The sequence below is a fragment of the Pseudoxanthomonas sp. 97-1-1 genome, assembly GCF_057773125.1.
Window position 1 is genome coordinate 317,285 of sequence record NZ_JBYMTJ010000004.1, and the last position, 21,288, is coordinate 338,572.

Genomic DNA, 21,288 nt, shown 5'->3' on the forward strand with positions numbered 1-21,288 from the left:
CGTGCTCCCCGCACGCCCCGGATGCCACCATGCTTCGCGCCCAACGCCTGTTCGCCGCCCTGCTCGTCGCCACCGCCGCACTGGCAGGTGCCGACGTCCGTGCTCAGGACGCCACCGCGCTCGCTGCGCTCGAGCGTGCGCAACCGCAGCTGGTGCAATGGCGCCGCGACTTCCACCAGCATCCCGAGCTGGGCGAGCAGGAAGTCCGCACCGCCAAGCGCGTCGCCGACCACCTGCGCTCACTCGGCCTGACGGTCCGCACCGGCGTCGGCAAGACCGGCGTGGTCGCGGTGTTGAAGGGCGCGAAGCCGGGTCCGCGCATCGCTTTGCGCGCCGACATGGATGCGTTGCCCGTCACCGAGCAGACGGGCCTGCCGTTCGCCTCGAAGGTGAAGGCCGACTACCGCGGCCAACCGGTCGGCGTGATGCACGCCTGCGGCCACGATGCGCATGTCGCCATCCTGATGGGCGTGGCGCAGGCGCTGGTCGCCGCGAAGGACGAGCTCGCCGGCGAGGTTATGTTCGTCTTCCAGCCGGCCGAGGAAGGTCCACCGGTCGCCGGTGAGGTATTCGGCGCGGCGCTGATGCTGCAGGAGGGCGTGTTCAAGGACTTCACGCCCGATGCCGTGTTCGGCCTGCACGTCTGGGCCGGCCTGCCGGTGGGCAGCGTGGGCTACCGCAGCGGTCCTCTGCTCGCGGCGGCGGACGAGTGGTCGCTGGTGGTGAAAGGCAAGCAGACGCACGGTTCGCGTCCGTGGGATGGCGTGGACCCGATCACCCTGGGCGCGCAGATCCTGCTGGGCACGCAGAGCATGATCGCGCGGCAGGTGAACATCGCCACCAGCCCGGTGGTGCTGACGGCGGGCCAGTTCCAGGCCGGCGTGCGCTTCAACATCATCCCCGACGAGGCCACGCTGGTCGGCACGCTGCGCACGTTCGACCCGGTGGTGCGCGAAGACGTGATCGCACGCTTCCGCCGCATCGCCGATGACTACAGCCATGCCAGCGGTGGCAGCGCCGAGCTGAAGGTGGCCAACAACGCGCCGGCCACCATCAACCAGCCCGCGCTCACCCAGCGCGTGCGGCCTTCGCTGGAAAAGGCGGTCGGCGCAACGAACGTGGTCGAGATGCCCTTGGTGACCGTGGCCGAGGACTTCTCGCAGTTCGCCAATACGGTGCCGGGCTTTTATTTCTTCGTCGGTGCGACGTCGAAGGGCATCGATCCGGCCACCGCACCGATCAACCACTCGCCGCAGTTCCTGCTGGACGAACAGGCGCTGCAGACCGGCAGCCAGGCGATGCTGCAGGTGGCGCTGGATTATCTCGCCACGAAACCTTGATCTTCCCCTCTCCCCGCCTGCGGGGAGAGGGTGCCGAAGGCGGGTGAGGGGCAGACGAAGCCGTCGACCCCGACGTGTGCAGGACGCAATCGAAGCATCGCGCTCGCCCCTCATCCGCCCTCCGGGCACCTTCTCCCCGCCTCGCGGGGAGAAGGACTACAGGCCCACCCACATCCGCAACGGATGCTGCGGGTCCGCCAGCAGCCGGATCGCCAGCGCGATCGACACCGTGACCAGCAGCGGCTTGATGATGCGGGCGCCCTGCTTCATCGCGAAGCGCGAGCCCAGCTGCGCGCCGAGGAACTGCCCCGCGCCCATCACCAGCCCCACCTTCCACAGCACCGCGCCGAACGCCACGAACACCGCGAACGCGCCCAGGTTGGAACCGAAGTTGAGGAACTTGGTGTGCGCGGTGGCCTTCAGGATGCCGAAGCCCGCCAGCGCCACGAAGCCGAGCATCAGGAACGACCCCGTGCCGGGACCGAACACGCCGTCATAGAAACCGATCACCGGCACGAAGGTCAGCCCGAACACCAGCGGGCGCATGCGCTGGTGCCGGTCCACATGGCCGATGTCAGGCTTCAGCCCGAAATAGATGGCGATGCCCACCAGCAGGAACGGCAGCGCCAGCTTCAGCCACTCCACCGGGATGATGGTCGCCAGCAGCGCGCCGCCCACCGCGCCGAGCGCGGCGGTGAGTGCCATCGGCAACTGGCCTTTCAGGTCGACATGCCCATGCCGCGCGTAGGCCCAGCTGGCCGAGGCCGAACCGAACAGCGACTGCAGCTTGTTGGTGCCCAGCACGTGCAGCGGCGGAATGCCGGCCAACAGCATCGCCGGGATGGTGACCATGCCACCGCCGCCGGCGATGGCATCGATGAAGCCCGCCAGCATCGCGGCGAGGAACAACAGCAGGAGCACCTGCAGGGCGAGGTCGGGCATGGGGGTTCCGGACGGAAGTCGGTGCGTGTCCGCGTGTGCATTCTAGAAGCCGCGGCGGGGTTGTAGGAGGGGCTTCAGCCCCGACCTGACGTTATCGGCAAGGCGTCGGAGCTGAAGCCCCTCCTACAGTGCCAGCCCATTGCGGTTAGCATCGGGGCTTGCCTCCAGGAGCCGACACGATGCGCCACGCACGTCCCTTCGCCGTTTCCTTGCTCACCGTCGCGCTGGCCTGCGCACTGCCCGCCGCCGCGCAGGACGCCGCACCCGCGCAACGAGCGGAAGTCGCTGCCGCCGGCAAGGCCGTGCAGCGGCAGGTCGTGGACTGGCGCCGGCACTTCCACCAGCATCCGGAGCTGTCCAACCGCGAGGAGCAGACCGCCAGGCGTGTCGCTGAAGAGTTGCGCAAGCTCGGTCTGCAACCGCGCACCGGCATCGCGCACCACGGCGTCACCGCCGTCATCAAGGGCGGCAGGCCGGGTCCGCGCATCGCGCTGCGGGCGGACATGGATGCGCTGCCGGTGACCGAACGCAACAGCCTGCCGTTCGCATCGAAGGCGACCGCGACCTATCGCGGCGAAACCGTCGGCGTCATGCATGCCTGCGGCCACGACGCGCACACCGGCATCCTGCTGGGCGTGGCGAAATCGCTGGTGGCGATGAAGGACACGCTGCCCGGCGAAGTGCTGCTGGTGTTCCAGCCTTCCGAGGAGGGCGCGCCCGCCGGCGAAGAAGGCGGCGCGTCGCTGATGCTGAAGGAAGGCCTGTTCAAGGACTTCAAGCCGGATGCGATGTTCGGCCTGCACGTGTTCTCGTCGATTCCCGTCGGCCAGATCGGCGTGCGCCAGGGCCCGCTGATGGCGGCCTCGGACAGCTTCAACCTGAAGGTCGTCGGCCGGCAGACGCATGGCTCGCGGCCATGGGGCGGCGTGGACCCGATCGTGGCGATGGCCGACGTCATCGGCACCACGCAGACGATCGTCAGCCGCCGCACCGACATCTCCCGGCAACCCGCGGTGGTCAGCTTCGGCGCCATCAAGGGCGGCATCCGCTACAACATCATCCCCGACGACGTGGAAGTGGTCGGCACCATCCGCACTTTCGACGAAGGCATGCGGCAGAAGATCTTCGCCGACCTGAAGAACGTCGCCAGCCACGTGTCCGCCGCGCATGGCGCGAAGGTGGAAGCCAACGTGCCCGACCGCGTCGGCAACCCCGCCACCATCAACGATCCCGCGCTCACTGCGCGCATGACGCCGAGCCTGCAGGCCGTGGTCGGCGCGGACAACGTCATCACCCCGCCGCTGCAGATGGGCGCCGAAGACTTTTCGTTCTACGCGCTGGAAGTGCCGTCGATGTTCTTCTTCGTCGGCAGCACGGCGAAGGGCACCGACCCGGTGACCGCCCCCAGCAACCATTCCCCGGAGTTCATGCTGGACGAAGCCTCGCTCGACGTCGGTGTGCGCGCACTGCTGCAGGTCACGCTGGATTATCTGGAGAAGCCGAGGGGCTGAGATAGTTTCTCCCTCTCCCTGCGCCAGCGGGGAGAGGGTGCCGAAGGCGGGTGAGGGGCGAACGGAGACCTGTTCCTCGACGGCACGCGAAACCATTAGAAGAAGTGATCACGCATGTAATGGGCGCGCGACATGGCCAGCATCGCCGCTTCGTTCGCCCCTCATCCGGCCTGCGGCCACCTTCTCCCCGCCACGCGGGGAGAAGGAAAAGCCCGTCACCGATGCTCGCCTTCCACGTACAGCCACCGCCCGTCGAGGCGGACGAAGCGGCTGCGCTCGTGCAGCCGCACGGCGCTGCCACCGCCGACGCGGTAGCGGGCGACGAACTCCACCTCGGCGGTATCCGGTCCGGTGACGCGATGCTGCTTCACCGACAGGCCCAGCCACGTGGTGCGTGGCGCGCCGGGCGCGTCCAGGCCCAGCTCGGCCGGACAGGTGTCGGGATGCCAGGTGGCGCGCAGGTAGCCGGCATCCGCCATGACGAAGGCGCAGTAGCGCGAACGCATCAGCGCTTCGGCATCCGGCGCAACGCCGCCGACGTGGTAGCGGCCGCAGCAGGCCGCGTAATCGCGGCCGGTGCCACAGGGGCAGGTGGTCATGCTTGTGCCCTTTGTAGGAGCGACGTGAATCGCGACCGTACACCTCCCGATAACAGGGACGCGGGCGCCACGGGATACGGCAGGCGAATGGACGCAGATGTCATCCGGTCGCGACTCACGTCGCTCCTACAACGTCGCCCGCCCTCACCGCCGCCCGTTGCCGGTCTCGATGAAGCGCAGGAACTCGGCGCGGGTGCGCGCGTCTTCGCGGAAGGTGCCCAGCATCTTGCTGGTCACCATGCTGACGCCGCGCTTGTGCACGCCGCGCGTGGTCATGCATTCGTGCGCGCCGTCGACGACGACCGCCACGCCGCGCGGCTGCAGCACGTCCTGGATGCATTGCGCGATCTGCGCGGTCATCTTCTCCTGCACCTGGAAACGGCGCGCATACACGTCCACCACGCGCGCCAGCTTGCTGATGCCCACCACCTTGCCGTCGGGCAGGTAACCCACGTGCGCCTTGCCGATGATCGGCGCCATGTGGTGCTCGCAATGGCTTTCGAACTCGATGTCGCGCAGCACGATCATCTCGTCGTAGCCGGCCACTTCCTCGAACGTGCGCGCCAGGTACTCGCGCGGATCCATCTGGTAGCCGCTGAACCAGTCACGGTAGGCCTTGGCCACGCGCTTGGGCGTGTCCAGCAGGCCTTCGCGCGCCGGGTCTTCGCCGGCCCATTCGAGCAGCACGCGCACGGCATCCTCGGCCTGCGCCTGGGTGACCTTGCCGGGGTTGTCGTCGGACTGGCTCATCGCATCGATTCCTGCGGGGGGCGTGGAGGATAACCCATCATGCCGGACATGGCCCGGGCGGCCCCGGGCTGGGCCGCGTTCACCACTACGGAACGGGGCAACGTCCGGATGCGCGCCTCCACAGCGCGCGGCGCACCCTGCCGATGTCCGCTGCCGGAACAGGACTGCGGGCACGCGTCGGGTATCCACGACATGACGCCGCGCATCGCGCCTCGCAGGCGCTGCACCGGCGCGTGCGCAGTTGGCTATGTGAACGTCGTGCATGCGTCGCCGTCACATCGTGTTTTCGCGCCTGCGCCTAGAACGGTTACTCCTTTCACAGCCACGGAGTACCGCCATGGCACGTTCCCGCACCGTCAACACCGCGCAAGTCCACGAGCTGCTGCTGCAGGCCATCGAAACCGAACGCGGCGGCATCCAGATCTACACCACGGCGATCAAGGCCGCAGTGAACAAGGACCTGAAGAAGGAGTGGGGTGAGTACCTCGACGAAACACGCACGCATGAAGAAGTGCTTACCCGCGTGTTCGAGCAACTCGGCATGGATACCGAAGAGAAGTCGCCAGGCCGCAGCGTGGTCGCGCACCAGGGCGCTTCGCTGGTGAAAGCCATCGAGATGGCCATGAAGAGCGACACGCCGGAAGCCGCCGAACTGGTCGCTGCCGAATGCGTCGTACTGGCCGAAACCAAGGACCATCAGAACTGGGAACTGATCGGCAAGGTCGTGGAACAGGGCGGCGAACTGGCCAAGGTGCTGGAGCCCGCGTACAAGGCCGTGGAAAGCGACGAAGACCACCACCTGTACCACACGATGGGCTGGTGCCGGGAGCTGTGGATCCAGTCGCTGGGCATGCCCGCGGTGCTGCCGCCCCCGGAAGAGGTCAAGAAAGTCGAAACCGCGATCGGCGCCTCGCGTGCCGAACAGAGCCGCGACGAGATGCTCGGGCACAAGCACTGAGTTTCCACCGGCCGCACGCCCGGTCTCCGGCCATCCTTCTCCCCGCACGACGGGGAGAAGGAATGGGCGCACCGTCTTGCCGCCCACCTGGCTACCGGATCAGGGCTTCCTGCCGATGAAGGTGATCTCGCCCGAGGTTTCCAGCACGGCCAGTTCGATTTCCCCCAGCGTGGCGTAGCCTGCGGAACGGCGCGCGATGGCGAAGTCGTGCTCGCTCAGCGACTGGCGCGCCAGCTCATCGCGGAAGAGTTCGCCATGCCGCAGCAGGATCACCGGCTTGCCCTCCACCACCTGGTCGAAGGGGCGGCTGCGCGCGGAAAATTTGCCCACGCTCCAGTTCAGGCCCAGCAGCGTAGCCGCCAGGATCAGGCCGCCCAGCAACGAGGTGTCCTCGCCGATCAGCGAGTTCTGCACCGCCGTGCCCAGCAGCACCACCACCAGCAGATCGAACGGCGTGAACTGGCCCACGGTGCGCTTGCCGGTCAGGCGCACCATCAGCAGCACCACCACGTAGACGGCGACGGCACGCAACACGAATTCCCACCACGGCATGCCCAGTTCGAACAGGCTGCGCGCCACGCTTTCCATCGTCGTCACCTCGTCGTGTATCAGGGTTTGCCCGCCGGCCGCTCATCGCCGTCGGGCGTGTAGGCGGGCGGGGAATAGAAGTTGACCGTCTTCAGCGGCGTACGGCCGGTGGCGCGGATCTCGTGGCGTTCGCCGCGTTCGATCAGCAGCAGGCTGCCGGGCTTCAACGCGCGGCGCGCGCCTTCCACGATGGCCACGCCCTGGCCCTCGGCGACGAACAGCCACTGATCGGCGCCGCGATGGCGATTGTCCGGTCCGCCTTCCCTGCCACCGGGCCTGATGACCATCTGCGCCGCCTGCACACCGTTCGCCTCGAAGATCGGCAGGAAGCCGACGCCCATGCGCAGATGCCTGGATTTCATGGATCGTTTCTCGCCTGTTGCGCGGTCCGTGCGCAGCATCGGTCGTCGCACGTGCAGGTTCCGTCAAAAAAACGGCGGGGATTGCTCCCCGCCGCGTGCATTCCCTTGCTGCCTCACCTCAGTGAGGCCTGGATTCCGGAATGTTCACTTTGTCGATGCCGTGGATCACGCCATTCCTGGCCATGATGTCGGGCCGGGTGAGGTGGGCGCCGTCGATGCTGATCTGTCCGTCGGCAATCCTGATCGGCGCGCCCTGGCCCTGCACGGTGCGCGCGGACTGCCATTTGCCCACATCGGCCGTGGTCTTGCGGCCGGTGACCAGGTGATAGTTCACCAGCGCGGTGAGCTCATCCTTGTTGGACGGTTCCAGCAGGCGATCCAGCGTTCCGGCGGGCAACGCCGAGAACGCATCATCGGTCGGCGCGAACAGGGTGTACTGATCGCTGCCATTGAGGGATGCGGTCAGCCCTGCCTTGTCGATGGCATGGGCGAACGTGCCGAACGTGTGGTGGCTCCTCAGGGTGCCTACCAGGTTCTGTTGCACGAGGCCTTCTTTCTGCTGCATTTCCATGGGGGTTCCTGCGGGATGGACCCTTCCTGGGTCTCGTGGACGGCCAAGGCCGTGACCCGGCGCGATGCCAGGTGCAGCTCAATGCGGAGGATGTGGAAGACGTGGCGCGCGGCTGAGCAGCCGATACGGTATTGCGCCGTAGCTGCGCCACGATGCGCGCCCCGTCGTGACCGTGGCGTGACGCCCGCCTGTCCGAAACCGCGCCGTGCATGCTGGCGACGTGCTAGCGTGGCTTCACGCGGAATTCCGAAACTGGTTAACTTCCGCGCCCGCAGTGTGCCGGCTCGCACAACGTCCGGAGCCGCCATGAACACCAAGCTGCATCGCGTCATCTCGAATGCATCCGGCTTCCAGCGCGTCGCGCACCTGCTGAATGACCGCGCGGTGGAATGCGCCGAGAACGAAGGCTGGCCCATTCCGGCCGAGGCGCGCGAACCCATGCTGGTGGTCGTGCAGACCGGCGTGGTGCAACGCGTGGCGGTGTTCTTCGGGCAGCATCTCAAGCGCGAGATCCATTTCTGGTCCGGGCGCAAGGATGCACTGCGCAGGGCGAGACCGAGGCGCGCACTTCCGTCGCTGCTGCTGCACGCATCCGCCTCACCGTGATCACGCCGCCCGGGTGAGGCCACGGCCGCATCCGGCACTGCAGATCCCGATACCTCGCTTGGCCCCGGGCGCGTTGCGCATGCCGGGGCTGCATGGCTGGACAGTATTGCGGATGGAATGGCATGGTCGCCCTGCCCGCGACGGATGCGGTTCCCGCCGCCATCGCGCCACCCTGCACGGAGGCTCCATGAAGACCAAGTCCCTCGCCCTGTTGGCCGCACTCGCCCTGCACGCCGCGCCCGCGTTCGCCGCATCACCGCTGGTCGGCCGCTGGGCACTGGATGTGGCGACGTTGCCGATGCCCCCCGACGCCCGCCCGCGCAGCGTCACGATGGAATTCAGGCAGCCCGGCGACGGGATGTGGTCGACGCATATCGAGATCGTCGATCCGAATGGCGGCACGATGGATTCGGACGCCACCCTGGCGCTGGACGGGACACCCGGCAAGATCACCGGCAGCTACTGGGCCGACGTCGGCACGGCGAAGATGCCCGCCCCCAACGTGGTGGTGCTGCAGCTCGCCTACCAGGGCACGCCCTCCTCGACCCGCATCTACTCGGTGACGGAAGACGGCGGCACGCTGACCGAAACCAAGGCCGCCTTCCACAAGGACGGCACCCCGTTCCTGCAGACGACGACGTTCAAGCGGCTGCCCTGAAGGCGCACCCGCCCCACCTGCGGACCACCACCAACGAAAGGAACGTCGAAGTTCCGCCCGCCTCCCTCCGATTCCCCATGCACAAGGAACGCGCATTCGTGAAGCTACGCACCCGTCTTTCCGCCATCGCCCTGGCCCTGTTCGCTTGCGCACCGCCGCTCCATGCGGCGGACGCCATCCTTGATGAAGTCATCGCAGCGGCACGCACGCGAGGCGTGAATGGCCACCTGCCGGATTGGCCCGTCGTTGAACGCGACGCGTACGTGTTGCTGGCGGCCTCGCCCGGCGAAGCCGGTCGCACCGCTGCCATCCGACATGTCCTTGGCGCCCTCAAGGATGGGCATTCCTTCTACATGCCACCCCCGCCTTCGTCAGCGCCGTCCGGAGCAGCGGCCGGCACGTCCACCGGCAACCCGGCGGCACGCACGCCGAAGCCCATCGCGCAGGCGCATGGCGCCGTCGAAGGCGTCGGCCATCTGGCGATCAACGCCTGGAGCGGCGGCTCGGCCGAGACGCCCGCGGCGACGCGCGATGTGCGCGATGCACTCAACCAGTCACTGGCCAACGCCCCCTGCGGATTGATCGTCGACGTCGCCCACAATCCGGGTGGCAACATGTGGCCGATGATGGGCGGCATCGCGCCGCTGTACGACGAGGGCGTACTGGAGACCTTCCAGGGACGCAGCGGAGCGCCGCAGGTGGTCAACGTCCGCGACGGACAGCTGCGGATGAACGAAAGCGTGTTTCCGCGCGCGGAGCTGCCGGCCCTGGTACGCAAGCCCGCGCACCTCGCCGTCATCCTGGGGCCGGGCACAATGAGTTCCGGCGAGATCCTGGCACTGGGCTTCAAGGGCCAACGCAACGTGCGTTTCTTCGGCCAGCCCACCCGGGGCGCCACCACCGCCAACGCGAGCATGCGCTTGTCGAACGGCGGCATGGTGGCGTTGACCACCGCGCATATCCAGGACCGGCGTGGCGTGATCCACCAGGGGCCCGTCGTGCCTGACGAGACCACGGACCAGCCGCTGCAGGCCGCACGCGCGTGGCTGGTCAAGCAGTGCGCGCAACACTGACGCCGAGGTTGGCGTGAGCCTGCGGGCGATCCGCGGGGGTCCGGGCACAAGGAGGCACGGCGCCGCGCGAAGCGGTGGCGCACGCTCCCGGCATTGCTGCACGTGCCGTCCGCATCACCCGGATCGCTCCGCCCGGATGACGTCATCACTTCATCCGATGCTGCCAGACACCGACCTCTCCGTTCGCAGGCATGGCAAGGATGCCTGCGCCCAACGTAGGCGTGCGGCGTCCATGGCTGCGGCCAACCGCACCACCGCATGGCGTCACCGCCCTGGCGCAGCGCGCTGGTGGCGGTGCCGGCGGCCATGCTGAGCTGGCGCCCAGAGCATCCGCCATTGCGCGTCCGTGCGCTCCCCGCCGACCATGGCCGTCGTACGACCGCGCATGGACACGCGCCATGCCTCATCCACTCCGAGCCCGCCCATCGCCCATGTGTTCGTCTGAACGTCCTTCAACCTGTTGCGAACACGGTGCGACATGCCGATGACGCCTGCGCGCGCCAGCCGGCACGCGTTGCCGCCGTTCTGGCTGCCGGTGCTGGCCGGGCTGCCGCTGGGCGTCTGCCTGCTGGTGATGGCCATGCCGATCCTCGGCCACGGCAATGCCACGCTGGCACGCACGCTGTACCTGTCGGCGTTCGTGTTGTGGGTGCTGCCGCTGACCGCTTTGCAGCGATGGCTGTGGCGGCGCGGCATGGCGGTGTGGCGGATCGCGCTGGTGCTGCTGCTGGCGACCTATGCGATGGCGCTGGCCACGCGCCTGCTCAGTGTCGCACTTCAGGCCGCCACCTCAGGCAGCCTGGCGCGTCTTGTCGCGCCGGGCACGCTGGATGTCGGCTTGTTGTTCCGTGGCCTGGAAGGCGCCTGGCTGGTGCTGGTGGCGTACTGCGCGGTGCATGCGGTGGTGACGTACTACGCGGAGCTGCGCCACGAGCAGGCCCGGCACCTGGAGGCGCGTGCCCTGGCGCGTGATGCCGAACTGCGTGCACTGCGCTACCAGCTGCAGCCGCACTTCCTGTTCAACACGCTCAACGCGGTCTCCGCACTGGTCGCCGAGGAGCGGGGCCCGGAAGCACGGCAGATGCTGGCGCGGCTCGGCGACTTCCTGCGCGCGGTGCTCGACGCACGCGCGGGACACGAGGTGACGCTGGCCGAAGAGATCGTCATGACCGAAGCCTATCTGGAAGTGGAAAAAGCAAGGCTTGGCCGGCGCCTGCTGCTGTCGTGGCATGTCGGTGACGGCGTGCTCGGCGCGCACGTGCCCGGGCTGCTGCTGCAGCCGCTGGTGGAGAACGCGATCCGCCACGGCATCGCCCCGCGCAGTGCGCCGGGCCGCCTGGACATCCGCATCGCCCGCGACGATACGCAGCTGGATATCCGCATCGACAACGACCTTCCTGCGCCCGGCGAAGCACCACCACGATCGGAGGACGCGCGTACCGCCGTCGGCCTGGACAACGTGCGTGGCCGCCTCGCCCGGCTTTATCCGGACCACGCCGGCCTGCAGGCCGGCATCGATGCGGGGCGTTACCGCGTCCGGCTGACGTTGCCGCTGCGCACCGCGCCGGAGCCGGCCGCGTGATCCGCGTCTGCGTGGTCGACGACGAACCGCTGGCACGGCGCGGTGTACTGTCGTTGCTGGCGGCGTTCGACGATCTGCAGGTGGTGGGCGAGTACGAAGACGGCACCACCGCGCTGGCCGGCCTGCAGGCGCAGCCACCTGATCTGGTCTTCATGGATGTGCAGATGCCGGGCATGACCGGCCTGGACGTGCTGGCGGCGCTGCCGCCGCAACAGCGACCACTGGCGATCCTGCTGACCGCGCACGACAGCTTCGCGGTCAGGGCGTTCGCCCTGAACGCCGTCGACTACCTGCTCAAGCCCGTCGATGACGTGCGTTTCGCCGAGGCCATGACCCGCGCGCGCCAGCTGCTGCGCCTGCGTGACCTGGACACGGCGCGCACGCTGCCCGTCGCCGACGCGCCGACGCGGCACCTGGAGAAATTCTCGGTGCGGATCGGCCACCGCACGCTCTTCATCCGCGCCGCCAGCGTCGCGTGGATCGGCGCCGACGGCGATTACGCCGTGCTGCATGTCGGCGAACGCACGTACATCGTGCGCGAATCGCTGCACCAGCTCGCCGCGCAGCTGGACCCGGCGCGCTTCGTGCGCGTGCACCGCTCTTCCATCGTGCGCCTGGACCAGGTGGCGGAGCTGCAGCCGCTGACCAACCGCGATGCGGTGCTGCGGCTGCACGACGGCACGCCGGTGCGCGTCAGCCGCACCTACATCGACGCGCTGCTGTCTGCGCTGCACGCGGGCGGCTGATCCCGGCAACGGCGCGCGCGCACGCCGTCTCATCCGCCGCGCGGACACCGCCCCACCGGACCGGCGCAGCGCGTGCACGTGCAGCCGCACGCGCGACGACAACGCAGGATCGCGCCACTAGGGTGAGGGCTCCCCTTCCGGAGCCGTCCGATGCGCGTCACCTCCTTCCGTCCATTCGCGCCACTGCGCTTCATCGCATGCATGCTTGCGCTGTCCTGCACGGCGACGCCCGTGCTTGCCGCCGACACCTGCGGCGGGCCGTCCGACGATGCCGCCGCCATGACGGCGCAACAACTGCTGCAGGCCCTGGTGGCCACCAACGGTGTGCCGGGCATGGGCGCCGCCGTGTGGCGCGACGGTCGCGTGGTGTGGACCGGCTGCGCTGGACTGCGCGATGTCGAAGCCCGCATGCCGGTGCAGCGCGATACGGTGTTCCGGCTGGCCAGCGTCTCCAAGGTCATCGCCGCCACCGCGGCAGCGAAGCTGGCGGAAGAAGGTCGTATCGACATCGATGCGCCCGTCGGCGACGCACTGCCCTGGCTGCCGGCGACGTGGTCGCCGGTGACGGTGCGCCAGCTTGCCTCGCACACCTCCGGCGCTCCGCACTACGCCGGCAACGACCTCCAGGTGCTCGGTCGCGTCCGCTATCCGACCGCGCGCGATGCGGTCGGCATTTTCTCCGGCCGCGCGCTGCTGTCGGCCCCCGGGACCACCTACCGCTATTCGTCATGGGGCTACACGCTGCTCGGCGCGGTGATCGAAGCGCGTTCGGGCGAACACTTCCTCGACTACGTCCGCCACCACGTCACCGATGGGCTGGCGATCGGTGCCGACGGCGAAACGGATGGCGGACACGCTTCGCAGCTGTACGACATCGAACACGGCGCTGTGCGCCACGTACCGCGCACCGACATGAGCTATACCTGGCCCGGAGGTGGACTGGCCGCCACGCCCGAGGCGCTGGTCACCTTCGGCGGCCGCGTGCTGGAGCACCGCATCGTCGGCGCCGCGCGCTGGCAAGCGATGCGACAACCCATGCGACTGGCCAGCGGCGCTCCCGCGCATGACAGCACCTACGACGTCGGCTTCGGCTGGCGCATCGGCCGCGATGCTGACGGCGAACCCACCGCGCACCACGCCGGCATCACCACCGGCGCGCGCAGCATCCTGATGCTGTGGCCGGCGCAGCACACCGCTGCCAGCGTGCTGTCCAACGCGATGTGGGTATCGGCGATGGAGCCCACCGCACAGTTGCTGGCGGCGCCATTCCGCCCGCAACCGGACGGACTGGTCGCGGCGGCCTGCCCCGCCTCCGGTCGCGTGGCCGGCACGCTGAAGGGCGCGCGCTTCGACACCGAGGCTTCGTTCCGCATCGAGCACGGCCGCTGCGTCGGCGAACTGGCCGGCGCGGAACCGCTGCGCGCCTTCTTCGCCAATGCCTACGCGTGGCCCGGCCAGCGCCTGCGCATCGTCTCGCTGGCCAGCGACGGCTCGCTGTCGCGCGCCGCACTGGCCACGCCCTACGGCCTGTACGACCTGCGTGCTACCGGCGCACGCCGCTGGTCGGCAGCGTTCAACGCCGAGGCGACGCTCGAACTGACGCTGTGATCCCCGCGCGCGCTTCCGGGGTCTGCGCGCGTGTTGCCTCTCCGACCCCCATCATGAAAAGGATTCACACGATGCGTTTTCGCACCCTCGCCTGGAATGTCCTGGCACTCGGCTGCCTCATCGCTGCCGGCTGCAGCTCCATCGCCAGCCGCACCAACTCCCTGTCGGACGAACGCATCCTGTCCGAAACCGGTGGCGTGCTCGGTCTGTCCCCTTCGGAACTGACGATCGCGGAACGCCGCACCGAGGGCACCAACACCTACGTCACCCTCAAGGCCCGCAACGGCAAAACGTATGCCTGTACCGTCAACGGCGGCAACCTGCTGTCGTTCGGCATGACCAACCCGCCGGTGTGCCAGCCGCGCTGACGCCGTGCACGTCACCGGACGCTGACGGCGAACAGTGAGCGGGCGCACCCGCGCTCCGTTCGCCCCTCATCCGCCTTCGGCACCCTCTCCCCGCAAGCGGGGAGAGGGAGAACGCTCCTCCATGCCTCCTTTTCCCCACAGACGATGAGGGGAAGAAAAACGCCCCGCGCCATGAATCCTTCTCCCCGTTCACGGGGAGAAGGTGCCCGGAGGGCGGATGAGGGACGAGCAGAAAGGCGGTGCTGAAGCCACGTAGCCCGGGCAAGCGCAGCGCACCCGGGGCATCGGGACATGTCCGGCCCCGTGTGCCCGGATGCGGCCGCTGGCCGTATCCGGGCAACGCCGGCTTCGAAGGCGTCATGCACGCGCGACACGCAGCGGCAGTTGCGTTGCCCCTGGATCAAGACAGTTGCTCCACCGCGCGCGGGGCGAGGGAGAAGCATGAGCACTGCACGCCCCCCCCTTTTCATTCCCCGGGTGCGTTGCACTTGCGCGTGCTACCTGCCCGCACCCATCTCCAGATGGGTCAGGTACAAGCGCAGGTCGAACTCCAGCTGGTGGTAGTCGGGTTCCATGTGCGTGCACAGCTGATAGAAGGCCCTGTTGTGGTCGGCTTCCTTCAGGTGCGCCAGTTCATGCACCACGATCATCTTCAGGAACTCGGCGGGGGCATCGCGGAAGACGGTGGCGATGCGGATCTCGCGGCTGGCCTTGAGCCGGCTGCCGTGCACGCGTGAAATCGCGGTGTGGGTACCCAGCGCGTGCTTCATCACCTGCAGCGTGCTGTCGTAGGCCACCTTGCCCAGCGGCACCGAGCGGCGCAGGTGGCGTTCCTTGAGCGCCTGCACGTAGTCGTACAGCTGGCCGTCGCTGCGCACCGTATGCAGCTGGCCGTACTTGTCGGCCAGCATCGGGCCCAGCCGCTCCTGCGCGATCAGCGCACGCACGCGCGCCTGCAGGTCGGCGGGGTAACCGGCGAGGTATTTCAGGGCATCCATCGTGGGCGTGGACGGCGGGTGGAGGGCGGGGACGGCGGGTATGATGGCCCGGAAACCTCCTGCACGACACCACGACATGGCAAAGGGAAATCCGCTACAGGAACAGCTGCTCAAGGCAGGCCTGGTCAAGAAATCCAAACTGGCCGAGGTCGCACGTGAGCAGAACAAGGCGCGCCACGGCAAGGGACCGGCCGCGCCCAATGATATCCAGCGCGATGCGGAACGGGCACGCGCCGAGAAAGCCGAACGCGACCGCGCCATCGAAGCCGAGCGCAAGGCGCAGGCGCGCAGCGCGGAACTGCGTGCACAGGCGCGGCAGATCATCGAAGACCGCAAGGTGCCGCGCACGGGTGAAGTCGAATACCGCTTCACCGCGCACGGTGCCATCCGCACCGTGCTGGTCAACGACGACCTGCGACGGAAGCTGTCGGCCGGCGCGCTGGTGATCGTGCAGCTGGATGACCGCTACGAACTGCTGCCGCGCGTGGCCGCCGACAAGGTGCGCGAACGCGATGCCGGCATGATCGTGCTGGACCATGGCCAGGGCACCGACACCGGGGCCGCCACCTCCGAGGACGATGCGTACTACGCGCAGTTCCAGGTGCCCGACGACCTGATGTGGTGACAGAGACCGCCGCATCGCTTTGACAAGGAGTTCCACCATGCGCCTGCACCGCCTGCTTGCCTGCCTGCCGATCGCGTTGTTGCTGGCGTTGCCGCCGGCACGTGCCGTGGATGCCTCAACGGCGGTGGCGCCGCCGGTGGAAGACACCGGTACGTTGGCCGCCGCACCGTACCGCATCGACATTCCCGCCGACTGGAATGGCGAGCTGGTCATGCTGGTGCACGGCTTCGAGCCGGTCGGCGTGCCGCGCGCGTCGCCGTGGCCGGCCAACGAGGCCACGCCGGTGTTCCTGTCGAAGGGATACGCGGTGGCGCAGAGCGGGTTCGCGACGCAGGGCTGGGCGATGCGCGATGGCATCGACGATACCGAGCGCCTGCGCGCGCACTTCATCGAACGCCATGGCGCACCGCGTCGCACGTGGCTGGTGGGTTTCTCGATGGGCGGCGGCATCGCGGTGGCCAGTCTTGAACAGCAGCCGGCGCAGTACGACGGCGCGCTGTCGCTGTGCGGCGCCAACGTGCCGGGCGCACGGTTGGCGGAAGAGTTGTTCACCACGCTGGTGGCATTCGACGCGTTCTTCCCCGGCGCCACGGGCGTACCCGACGGTGGGCTGTCCGGTCCTGCCGCGGCGGAGCTCGGGCAGATGGACGTGATGAACGCGGTGACCGGCGCGTTGCCCGGCAACCCGGACGCCGCCGCGTTGCTGGCCAAGCACATGGAGGTACCTGTCGACGCGGTGCCCGGCATCGTCAGCCTGCATGCCCTGGTATTCAACGACATGCGACGCCGCGCGGGTGGGCTGCCGGTAGACAACACGCGCACGGTGTACACGGGGTTCGGCGACAACGCGGTGTTCAATGCAGCGGTGCCACGCCACGCGGGCGATGCGGCGGCGATGGCCTATGCAGCCAACGCACCGGCGCTCACCGGGCAGGTGCGCAAGCCGCTGGTGATCCAGTACAACACCGGCGACCCGACCATCGCGCCGCGTCTGCAGCCCCTCTATGCGGCCCTCGTGCGCGCGGGCGGGGACGTCATCGCACCGCTGGTGCTGCCCGACGCGGGCGAAGGGCATTGCGGGTTTTCCCCGGAACAGATCGGCGAGGCGTTCCGCACGTTGACGCAGTGGTCGGTCACGGGGAAACGGCCGGGCGGGGAGTGAGGCGCGGCCGGTATCGCCGGCCACGCACTGGTATTGCCGCAAAAGAAAGGCCCCGCGTTGTGGGGCCTTCTGCTGTCTGGGGCGGTCGCATGTCAGTCGTTGCCGCCGCTCCATTGTCGGATGTCCGGCGCGTGGCTGCGGCGAAAGCGCGAGGCCAGTTCGCGCCAGGCTCCATCGAGGCCCTCGTCCTTGCCGGCACCAGGGGAGGGCTTGAGCCGGAGCCGATTCGACGCGCGCTGCAGTCCGGGCTTTGTCGGCCATGGCGCCGACGGCATGGTCGAACTCAACGGCTTCCACGTTGCACTTCCAGACCTGAGGGTCGCCGTCGACAGCACGCTCGCCGAAGGGGCTGGGGATGTGCACCGGACATCGCAGGGGATGGATCAACACAGGCGCTACTCGCTTCCAGATGGCCGATGGGCACATTGCCGAGGGATTGATGTGCGGCGACGCGTTCGGGGGGATGAAGCAATTGGGTATGCTGCCCACGCCGGCGACGGGATCGGCGACGGGAGGCAGCTCGGCCGGTGGCACACCTCGCTGGAAAAGAGCCCGACATGGCGATACCGATGATGGAGACCGGGTCCGGATTCGGTCGCCGGGGCGTGGCCATCCTGGGGGCATGGACCTTGGTCGCTATGCTCTTCGCCGGGCAGGCCTGGTTCGCCGCCCAGGTGCGGGGCGAACCGCTGGCGTGGGTCCGCGCCAGTGTCATCTGGCTCGTCTGGGCCGCCGTCTGGGCTGCCCTCACGCCGGCTGCCCTCCGGCTTGCGGCACGGTTTCCGCTACAACGACCGCAGGTCCTCCGCGCGCTCGTGGTCCACGGCCTCGCTTCGGGGATCTGCGCCTTGGTCAACCTGGCGCTCTTCGCGCTGGCGGCGCCGATGATCGGCGCGGCCCAGGTCGAGCCCACCTGGTTCGGCACCTTCAACCGGCTGCTCGGCACGACGTTTCTCCTGAATCTCCCGGTGTACTGGCTCATCGTCGCTGTGGCACACGTGGAGCGTTTGGTGCGGACCGCCCGCGAAAAGGATCGTCGGCAGCTCCGCCTGGAAGCGCAGCTGGCGGACGCCCGCCTGCAGACATTGCGCACCCAGCTGCAGCCTCACTTCCTTTTCAACGCCCTGAACACGATCTCCGTGCTGATGCACGAGAATGCCGACTCGGCGGATCGGATCCTCTTGCAGCTGAGCGCCCTGCTGCGCCGCTCGCTCGACAGCAGCGAGGCGCATGAGGTGCCGCTTGGCGAGGAGATCGGCTTTCTGGAAAGCTATCTCGAGATCGAGCAGGCCCGCTTCGAGGGGCGTCTGAGCTACCGAATCACAGTCCCCGACGAGGTGCGTGAAGCGCGGGTCCCCAACCTGATCCTCCAGCCCCTGGTTGAGAACGCCCTGCGCCATGGACTGGCCACGCGCGCAGGACCTGGGCACATCGAAATCAGGGCGGACCGGCAGGACGATGCCCTGCTGCTGCGCGTTTCGGATGACGGCCGAGGATTGCCACCGTCGACGACCGAACGCATCGGCCTGGCGAACACGCGGGCGAGGTTGCGCTTGCTGTATGCGGACAGGCAGCGCTTCGAAGTGCGAAATTCCGACGACGGCGGCGTCATCGCCGAGATCGAGCTACCCTGGCGCACTGTCGCATGACCCTCCGCGTACTGATCGTTGACGATGAACCAGTCGCCCGCCGCGGGATAGTGCGGCTCCTGCGGCAGGAGCCGGACATCGAAGTCGTCGAAGAGTGCGAGGACGGTGGAGCGGCCATATCGGCCATCAGCGCGCATTCGCCCGACCTCGTCTTCCTCGATGTGCAGATGCCCGAACTGGATGGCTTCGCCGTCATCGAAGCCATCGGCGGCAACCGCATGCCGGCGGTCGTGTTCGTGACCGCATTCGATCAACACGCTGTGCGCGCGTTCGATGCCCAAGCGATCGACTACGTGCTGAAGCCGATCGATCCGGAACGCTTCCGCCGTGCGCTGCAGCGCGCCCGTTCCCACGTCGGCCATCCCGATGACAGCTTCGCCCGCCGCGTTTCCGAGGTGCTGAAATCGATCGATCGAAGTGCATCTCATCGCTATCCCACGCGACTCGCAATCCGTTCAGAGGGACGCGTCCGATTGCTCGACATCGACGAGGTCGATCGCATCGTCGCCGCAGGAAACTACGTCGAGATCCACACGGGCGCGAAACAGCACCTGCTGCGCGAGACGATGGCCAGCCTCGAGTCCCGCCTGGATCCACAATGTTTCATCCGGGTATCACGCGCAGCGATCGTCAGCATCGCCCGGATTCGCGAAGTCCAGCCACTGTTCAATGGCGATTTCGTCGTTCTCCTCAAGAACGGGGCGCAGGTCAACGGCAGTCGCCGTTATCGGGCGGCGCTCGACGTGTTGCTTCGCTGAGCGCCGTTTTCCGCTCCGCTCGCTATGCGGGCAATACGACAGAGTGCGCTCCGCCGCCCGGGAGGGGGGATCTCAACCGCAGACTTCAGGGATCGCGGCCAACGCAGTCGCTGCATGCAGCCCTGCGGCACCCGTGGACGTTCCTTGAGCTGCGTGGCCACGCCTTCGATGTCGGCGCGCAATCGTGGCAGCGCGGCTCATCACGAAGTTCAGCGCGCACCCCGGAGCCATGATCGACAACATGCCGGCAGCACCGAGGTGTGACGCGCTCCCGTCACTCCGCAGCCACCACTCATCCCGCCACCACGTCCACCCGACACCAAGGGGGCGCGAGCGGTCGTGCACGACCCCATCATCCGCAACACGCGCTTCCGCGTTTCGGAGATGGTCATGAAAACCTGCAATATCCTGCTGTCCGCAATGGCAACACTCGTCGCCCTCACCGGCATGACTCCGTGCGGAGCCACTGCGTCCGACGGCGTTCGCGCCGAGTCTCTGGAACTCAACAAGTCGGTCACCCGTAGGGTATACGAGGAAGGCCTCAATCAGGGTCGATTCGAAGTGCCGTACAGCGCGGACTTCGTGGGCCACGGCGGCAGGAGAAACTTCACCCATGCCGACGGCATGGCAGAAGCCAAGGGATGGCGCGAGGCGTTTCCGGATCTCAACATCACGGTCGACAAACAGGTTGCCGAGCGCGATCTGGTGGCCGTGCACTGGACCGCGCGCGGGACCAACACCGGCACAGGGAATGGCATTCCGGCGACCGGTCGCGCAGTGCAGATCACGGGCACGACGCTGTTTCGAATGGCGGACGGACGAATCGCCGAGGAATGGACCTGCGCCGATTCGTTTGGGCTGATGAAGCAACTGGGCCTGTTGGCGACGCCGGCAGCAGCGCCAGCGCGATAGGTTGGCGTGAGCGTACGAACCCCGAAGCCGGGCACGCACCATTCGTCGGCCCGCGTGGGGCCGCTTCATTCATCGGGAGGGTGCAACCACCATCTGACCGCGCGTGCCGGGCACGCGCGGGAGGTTCTCAGCGCCAGCTCGCCTTGCGCGAGGGCTGCGGGGGCGTGGGGGCCGGGTCGATGGTGGGCACCAGCATCGACAGCCGCGCCTTGGCGAACTCGCCGCCGCCGTCGACATCCAGCTTGCCCACGCTGTTGGCGTTGATCAGGCCGGTGTCCAGGAACACCTCCTCGCCCACCGTCAACGGATGACGGGCACTGCACAGCTTCGACGGCACATGCAGCACGCTGATGCCATCACGCTGCCATTTGGTCTCCGGCACCAGCCGGCGGACGATGGAACCATCCACCCAGACTTCCACCGAATCCGACGACACCGACCGGCACTTGCCGATCCCAACATCAAAAGCCATGCACCCTCCTACAGGGCGGTATGCGTAAGCGTGAACAGGAAGCCACGCGCTTCAAGCAGGGCACGCATCCGCCTTTCGGCCGGTGCGCGATGGAATTGGCGGCCCGCCCACAGACTGAAGCACGGGCGACCGGTGTTGTGGCTGTGGCCAAGCTCGCGCCGGGACACCGCGATATCGAGCGACTCGCACGCCGTGGCCCACATCACCCGCAGGTCGCCGGGACCAATGGATTGCTGCGATCCCAGATGGAGAATGAACACCTGGACCTGCTGGTTCGTCATACACACCTCCTCGGCGCGCGCTCAGTCGCGTTCGGTAAGCCGAGAGGGAGAGAAATCGGCCCGCGGGAGGCGGCGGAGGAGACTGCCAGTCAGCCAGGACAGGTATACGCCCTTGGGGGCGTGACCGCAAACCCGTGTTCATGCTTTGCGACGCGCGTGCGATGCGGTT

At 68.0% G+C, this 21,288-nt stretch carries 25 protein-coding genes; 15 read left to right on the plus strand and 10 right to left on the minus strand.

Translation table 11 applies throughout. From position 1 onward, the window contains the following. The first annotated feature begins 29 nt into the window (after positions 1 to 29). The gene (locus tag AC3DET_RS16715) at positions 30 to 1,340 is read left to right on the plus strand and encodes an amidohydrolase (protein WP_488392342.1); all 1,311 of its coding nucleotides are present in this window, start codon (positions 30 to 32) and stop codon (positions 1,338 to 1,340) included. A 156-nt stretch (positions 1,341 to 1,496) separates the two neighbouring features. Here the strand turns inward: AC3DET_RS16715 and AC3DET_RS16720 are convergent, their stop codons facing one another. Beyond that, entirely contained in the window at positions 1,497 to 2,282 is a 786-nt protein-coding gene (locus tag AC3DET_RS16720; protein ID WP_488392343.1) for a TSUP family transporter, read from the minus strand. Positions 2,283 to 2,461: 179 nt separating this feature from the next. Between AC3DET_RS16720 and AC3DET_RS16725 the strand changes: the two genes are divergently transcribed. Further along, positions 2,462 to 3,793, plus strand: coding sequence for a M20 family metallopeptidase (locus AC3DET_RS16725; protein ID WP_488392344.1), 1,332 nt, complete (start codon positions 2,462 to 2,464; stop codon positions 3,791 to 3,793). A gap of 215 nt (positions 3,794 to 4,008) precedes the next feature. On the opposite strand, the gene AC3DET_RS16730 is transcribed toward AC3DET_RS16725, so the two are convergent. Both AC3DET_RS16730 and folE read right to left on the minus strand, forming a co-directional pair. After that, entirely contained in the window at positions 4,009 to 4,392 is a 384-nt protein-coding gene (locus tag AC3DET_RS16730; protein WP_488392345.1) for a YchJ family protein, read from the minus strand. Between the two features lie 144 nt (positions 4,393 to 4,536). Beyond that, positions 4,537 to 5,142, minus strand: a complete 606-nt coding sequence (gene folE, locus AC3DET_RS16735; RefSeq protein ID WP_142122915.1) for a GTP cyclohydrolase I FolE — start codon at positions 5,140 to 5,142, stop codon at positions 4,537 to 4,539. A 337-nt stretch (positions 5,143 to 5,479) separates the two neighbouring features. On the opposite strand from folE, the gene AC3DET_RS16740 reads away from it, so the two are divergent. Next, positions 5,480 to 6,100, plus strand: a complete 621-nt coding sequence (locus AC3DET_RS16740) for a ferritin family protein (RefSeq protein ID WP_142122914.1) — start codon at positions 5,480 to 5,482, stop codon at positions 6,098 to 6,100. Positions 6,101 to 6,199: 99 nt separating this feature from the next. On the opposite strand, the gene AC3DET_RS16745 is transcribed toward AC3DET_RS16740, so the two are convergent. The 3 genes from AC3DET_RS16745 to AC3DET_RS16755 form a co-directional block, all read right to left on the minus strand. Then, positions 6,200 to 6,688, minus strand: coding sequence for a DUF421 domain-containing protein (locus AC3DET_RS16745; RefSeq protein ID WP_488392346.1), 489 nt, complete (start codon positions 6,686 to 6,688; stop codon positions 6,200 to 6,202). 20 nt (positions 6,689 to 6,708) lie between these two features. Further along, positions 6,709 to 7,050 (minus strand): cupin domain-containing protein, encoded by a 342-nt coding sequence (locus AC3DET_RS16750; RefSeq protein ID WP_446538981.1) that lies wholly within the window; start codon positions 7,048 to 7,050, stop codon positions 6,709 to 6,711. 118 nt (positions 7,051 to 7,168) lie between these two features. Then, complete coding sequence (locus AC3DET_RS16755) at positions 7,169 to 7,621, minus strand: fasciclin domain-containing protein (protein WP_488392347.1); 453 nt, start codon at positions 7,619 to 7,621, stop codon at positions 7,169 to 7,171. 306 nt (positions 7,622 to 7,927) lie between these two features. On the opposite strand from AC3DET_RS16755, the gene AC3DET_RS16760 reads away from it, so the two are divergent. The 7 genes from AC3DET_RS16760 to AC3DET_RS16790 all read left to right on the plus strand — a co-directional run bounded on the left by AC3DET_RS16760 (position 7,928) and on the right by AC3DET_RS16790 (position 14,262). After that, the gene (locus AC3DET_RS16760; RefSeq protein WP_192203185.1) at positions 7,928 to 8,227 is read left to right on the plus strand and encodes a hypothetical protein; all 300 of its coding nucleotides are present in this window, start codon (positions 7,928 to 7,930) and stop codon (positions 8,225 to 8,227) included. 187 nt (positions 8,228 to 8,414) lie between these two features. Next, positions 8,415 to 8,885: a LuxR family transcriptional regulator gene (locus tag AC3DET_RS16765; protein WP_488392348.1), complete on the plus strand. Its 471-nt coding sequence runs from the start codon at positions 8,415 to 8,417 to the stop codon at positions 8,883 to 8,885. A 98-nt stretch (positions 8,886 to 8,983) separates the two neighbouring features. After that, entirely contained in the window at positions 8,984 to 9,958 is a 975-nt protein-coding gene (locus tag AC3DET_RS16770; RefSeq protein WP_488392349.1) for a S41 family peptidase, read from the plus strand. Between the two features lie 484 nt (positions 9,959 to 10,442). Further along, the gene (locus AC3DET_RS16775; protein WP_488392350.1) at positions 10,443 to 11,540 is read left to right on the plus strand and encodes a sensor histidine kinase; all 1,098 of its coding nucleotides are present in this window, start codon (positions 10,443 to 10,445) and stop codon (positions 11,538 to 11,540) included. Beyond that, positions 11,537 to 12,286 (plus strand): LytR/AlgR family response regulator transcription factor, encoded by a 750-nt coding sequence (locus AC3DET_RS16780; protein WP_488392351.1) that lies wholly within the window; start codon positions 11,537 to 11,539, stop codon positions 12,284 to 12,286. The genes AC3DET_RS16775 and AC3DET_RS16780 overlap by 4 nt, the downstream gene beginning before the upstream one ends. Positions 12,287 to 12,436: 150 nt before the next feature. Further along, entirely contained in the window at positions 12,437 to 13,894 is a 1,458-nt protein-coding gene (locus AC3DET_RS16785; RefSeq protein WP_488392352.1) for a serine hydrolase domain-containing protein, read from the plus strand. Positions 13,895 to 13,965: 71 nt separating this feature from the next. Then, entirely contained in the window at positions 13,966 to 14,262 is a 297-nt protein-coding gene (locus AC3DET_RS16790; protein ID WP_337732879.1) for a hypothetical protein, read from the plus strand. 497 nt (positions 14,263 to 14,759) lie between these two features. Here AC3DET_RS16790 and AC3DET_RS16795 read toward each other — a convergent pair whose 3' ends face one another. Next, positions 14,760 to 15,260 (minus strand): M48 metallopeptidase family protein, encoded by a 501-nt coding sequence (locus AC3DET_RS16795; protein WP_488392353.1) that lies wholly within the window; start codon positions 15,258 to 15,260, stop codon positions 14,760 to 14,762. 76 nt (positions 15,261 to 15,336) lie between these two features. Between AC3DET_RS16795 and AC3DET_RS16800 the strand changes: the two genes are divergently transcribed. Then, positions 15,337 to 15,885 (plus strand): DUF2058 domain-containing protein, encoded by a 549-nt coding sequence (locus AC3DET_RS16800; protein WP_337732877.1) that lies wholly within the window; start codon positions 15,337 to 15,339, stop codon positions 15,883 to 15,885. Between the two features lie 37 nt (positions 15,886 to 15,922). After that, a complete protein-coding gene (locus AC3DET_RS16805; protein ID WP_488392354.1) occupies positions 15,923 to 17,047 on the plus strand; it encodes an alpha/beta hydrolase family protein in 1,125 nt (374 codons plus the stop codon). 92 nt (positions 17,048 to 17,139) lie between these two features. Here the strand turns inward: AC3DET_RS16805 and AC3DET_RS16810 are convergent, their stop codons facing one another. Further along, positions 17,140 to 17,322, minus strand: coding sequence for a hypothetical protein (locus AC3DET_RS16810; RefSeq protein WP_488392355.1), 183 nt, complete (start codon positions 17,320 to 17,322; stop codon positions 17,140 to 17,142). A 282-nt stretch (positions 17,323 to 17,604) separates the two neighbouring features. On the opposite strand from AC3DET_RS16810, the gene AC3DET_RS16815 reads away from it, so the two are divergent. The 3 genes from AC3DET_RS16815 (at position 17,605) to AC3DET_RS16825 (ending at position 20,366) form a co-directional block, all read left to right on the plus strand. Further along, on the plus strand, positions 17,605 to 18,696 hold the full coding sequence (locus tag AC3DET_RS16815) for a sensor histidine kinase (protein ID WP_488392356.1): 1,092 nt from the start codon (positions 17,605 to 17,607) through the stop codon (positions 18,694 to 18,696). Further along, entirely contained in the window at positions 18,693 to 19,454 is a 762-nt protein-coding gene (locus AC3DET_RS16820) for a LytR/AlgR family response regulator transcription factor (RefSeq protein ID WP_488392357.1), read from the plus strand. Before AC3DET_RS16815 ends, AC3DET_RS16820 begins: the two co-directional genes overlap by 4 nt. Before the next feature lie 339 nt (positions 19,455 to 19,793). Continuing rightward, the gene (locus AC3DET_RS16825; protein WP_337732873.1) at positions 19,794 to 20,366 is read left to right on the plus strand and encodes an ester cyclase; all 573 of its coding nucleotides are present in this window, start codon (positions 19,794 to 19,796) and stop codon (positions 20,364 to 20,366) included. 127 nt (positions 20,367 to 20,493) lie between these two features. Here AC3DET_RS16825 and AC3DET_RS16830 read toward each other — a convergent pair whose 3' ends face one another. Both AC3DET_RS16830 and AC3DET_RS16835 read right to left on the minus strand, forming a co-directional pair. After that, on the minus strand, positions 20,494 to 20,838 hold the full coding sequence (locus tag AC3DET_RS16830) for a hypothetical protein (RefSeq protein ID WP_337732872.1): 345 nt from the start codon (positions 20,836 to 20,838) through the stop codon (positions 20,494 to 20,496). A gap of 8 nt (positions 20,839 to 20,846) precedes the next feature. Further along, on the minus strand, positions 20,847 to 21,119 hold the full coding sequence (locus AC3DET_RS16835) for a hypothetical protein (RefSeq protein WP_488392358.1): 273 nt from the start codon (positions 21,117 to 21,119) through the stop codon (positions 20,847 to 20,849). Between the last annotated feature and the right edge of the window lie 169 nt (positions 21,120 to 21,288).

Bases quoted from the DNA above. Each gene is read 5' to 3' on its own strand.
- AC3DET_RS16715 (WP_488392342.1), top strand. From the start codon at position 30: ATGCTTCGCGCCCAACGCCTGTTCGCCGCCCTGCTCGTCGCCACCGCC.
- AC3DET_RS16720 (WP_488392343.1), bottom strand. From the start codon at position 2,282: ATGCCCGACCTCGCCCTGCAGGTGCTCCTGCTGTTGTTCCTCGCCGCG.
- AC3DET_RS16725 (WP_488392344.1), top strand. From the start codon at position 2,462: ATGCGCCACGCACGTCCCTTCGCCGTTTCCTTGCTCACCGTCGCGCTG.
- AC3DET_RS16730 (WP_488392345.1), bottom strand. From the start codon at position 4,392: ATGACCACCTGCCCCTGTGGCACCGGCCGCGATTACGCGGCCTGCTGC.
- folE (WP_142122915.1), bottom strand. From the start codon at position 5,142: ATGAGCCAGTCCGACGACAACCCCGGCAAGGTCACCCAGGCGCAGGCC.
- AC3DET_RS16740 (WP_142122914.1), top strand. From the start codon at position 5,480: ATGGCACGTTCCCGCACCGTCAACACCGCGCAAGTCCACGAGCTGCTG.
- AC3DET_RS16745 (WP_488392346.1), bottom strand. From the start codon at position 6,688: ATGGAAAGCGTGGCGCGCAGCCTGTTCGAACTGGGCATGCCGTGGTGG.
- AC3DET_RS16750 (WP_446538981.1), bottom strand. From the start codon at position 7,050: ATGAAATCCAGGCATCTGCGCATGGGCGTCGGCTTCCTGCCGATCTTC.
- AC3DET_RS16755 (WP_488392347.1), bottom strand. From the start codon at position 7,621: ATGGAAATGCAGCAGAAAGAAGGCCTCGTGCAACAGAACCTGGTAGGC.
- AC3DET_RS16760 (WP_192203185.1), top strand. From the start codon at position 7,928: ATGAACACCAAGCTGCATCGCGTCATCTCGAATGCATCCGGCTTCCAG.
- AC3DET_RS16765 (WP_488392348.1), top strand. From the start codon at position 8,415: ATGAAGACCAAGTCCCTCGCCCTGTTGGCCGCACTCGCCCTGCACGCC.
- AC3DET_RS16775 (WP_488392350.1), top strand. From the start codon at position 10,443: ATGACGCCTGCGCGCGCCAGCCGGCACGCGTTGCCGCCGTTCTGGCTG.
- AC3DET_RS16785 (WP_488392352.1), top strand. From the start codon at position 12,437: ATGCGCGTCACCTCCTTCCGTCCATTCGCGCCACTGCGCTTCATCGCA.
- AC3DET_RS16790 (WP_337732879.1), top strand. From the start codon at position 13,966: ATGCGTTTTCGCACCCTCGCCTGGAATGTCCTGGCACTCGGCTGCCTC.
- AC3DET_RS16795 (WP_488392353.1), bottom strand. From the start codon at position 15,260: ATGGATGCCCTGAAATACCTCGCCGGTTACCCCGCCGACCTGCAGGCG.
- AC3DET_RS16800 (WP_337732877.1), top strand. From the start codon at position 15,337: ATGGCAAAGGGAAATCCGCTACAGGAACAGCTGCTCAAGGCAGGCCTG.
- AC3DET_RS16805 (WP_488392354.1), top strand. From the start codon at position 15,923: ATGCGCCTGCACCGCCTGCTTGCCTGCCTGCCGATCGCGTTGTTGCTG.
- AC3DET_RS16810 (WP_488392355.1), bottom strand. From the start codon at position 17,322: ATGCCGTCGGCGCCATGGCCGACAAAGCCCGGACTGCAGCGCGCGTCG.
- AC3DET_RS16815 (WP_488392356.1), top strand. From the start codon at position 17,605: ATGGCGATACCGATGATGGAGACCGGGTCCGGATTCGGTCGCCGGGGC.
- AC3DET_RS16820 (WP_488392357.1), top strand. From the start codon at position 18,693: ATGACCCTCCGCGTACTGATCGTTGACGATGAACCAGTCGCCCGCCGC.
- AC3DET_RS16830 (WP_337732872.1), bottom strand. From the start codon at position 20,838: ATGGCTTTTGATGTTGGGATCGGCAAGTGCCGGTCGGTGTCGTCGGAT.
- AC3DET_RS16835 (WP_488392358.1), bottom strand. From the start codon at position 21,119: ATGACGAACCAGCAGGTCCAGGTGTTCATTCTCCATCTGGGATCGCAG.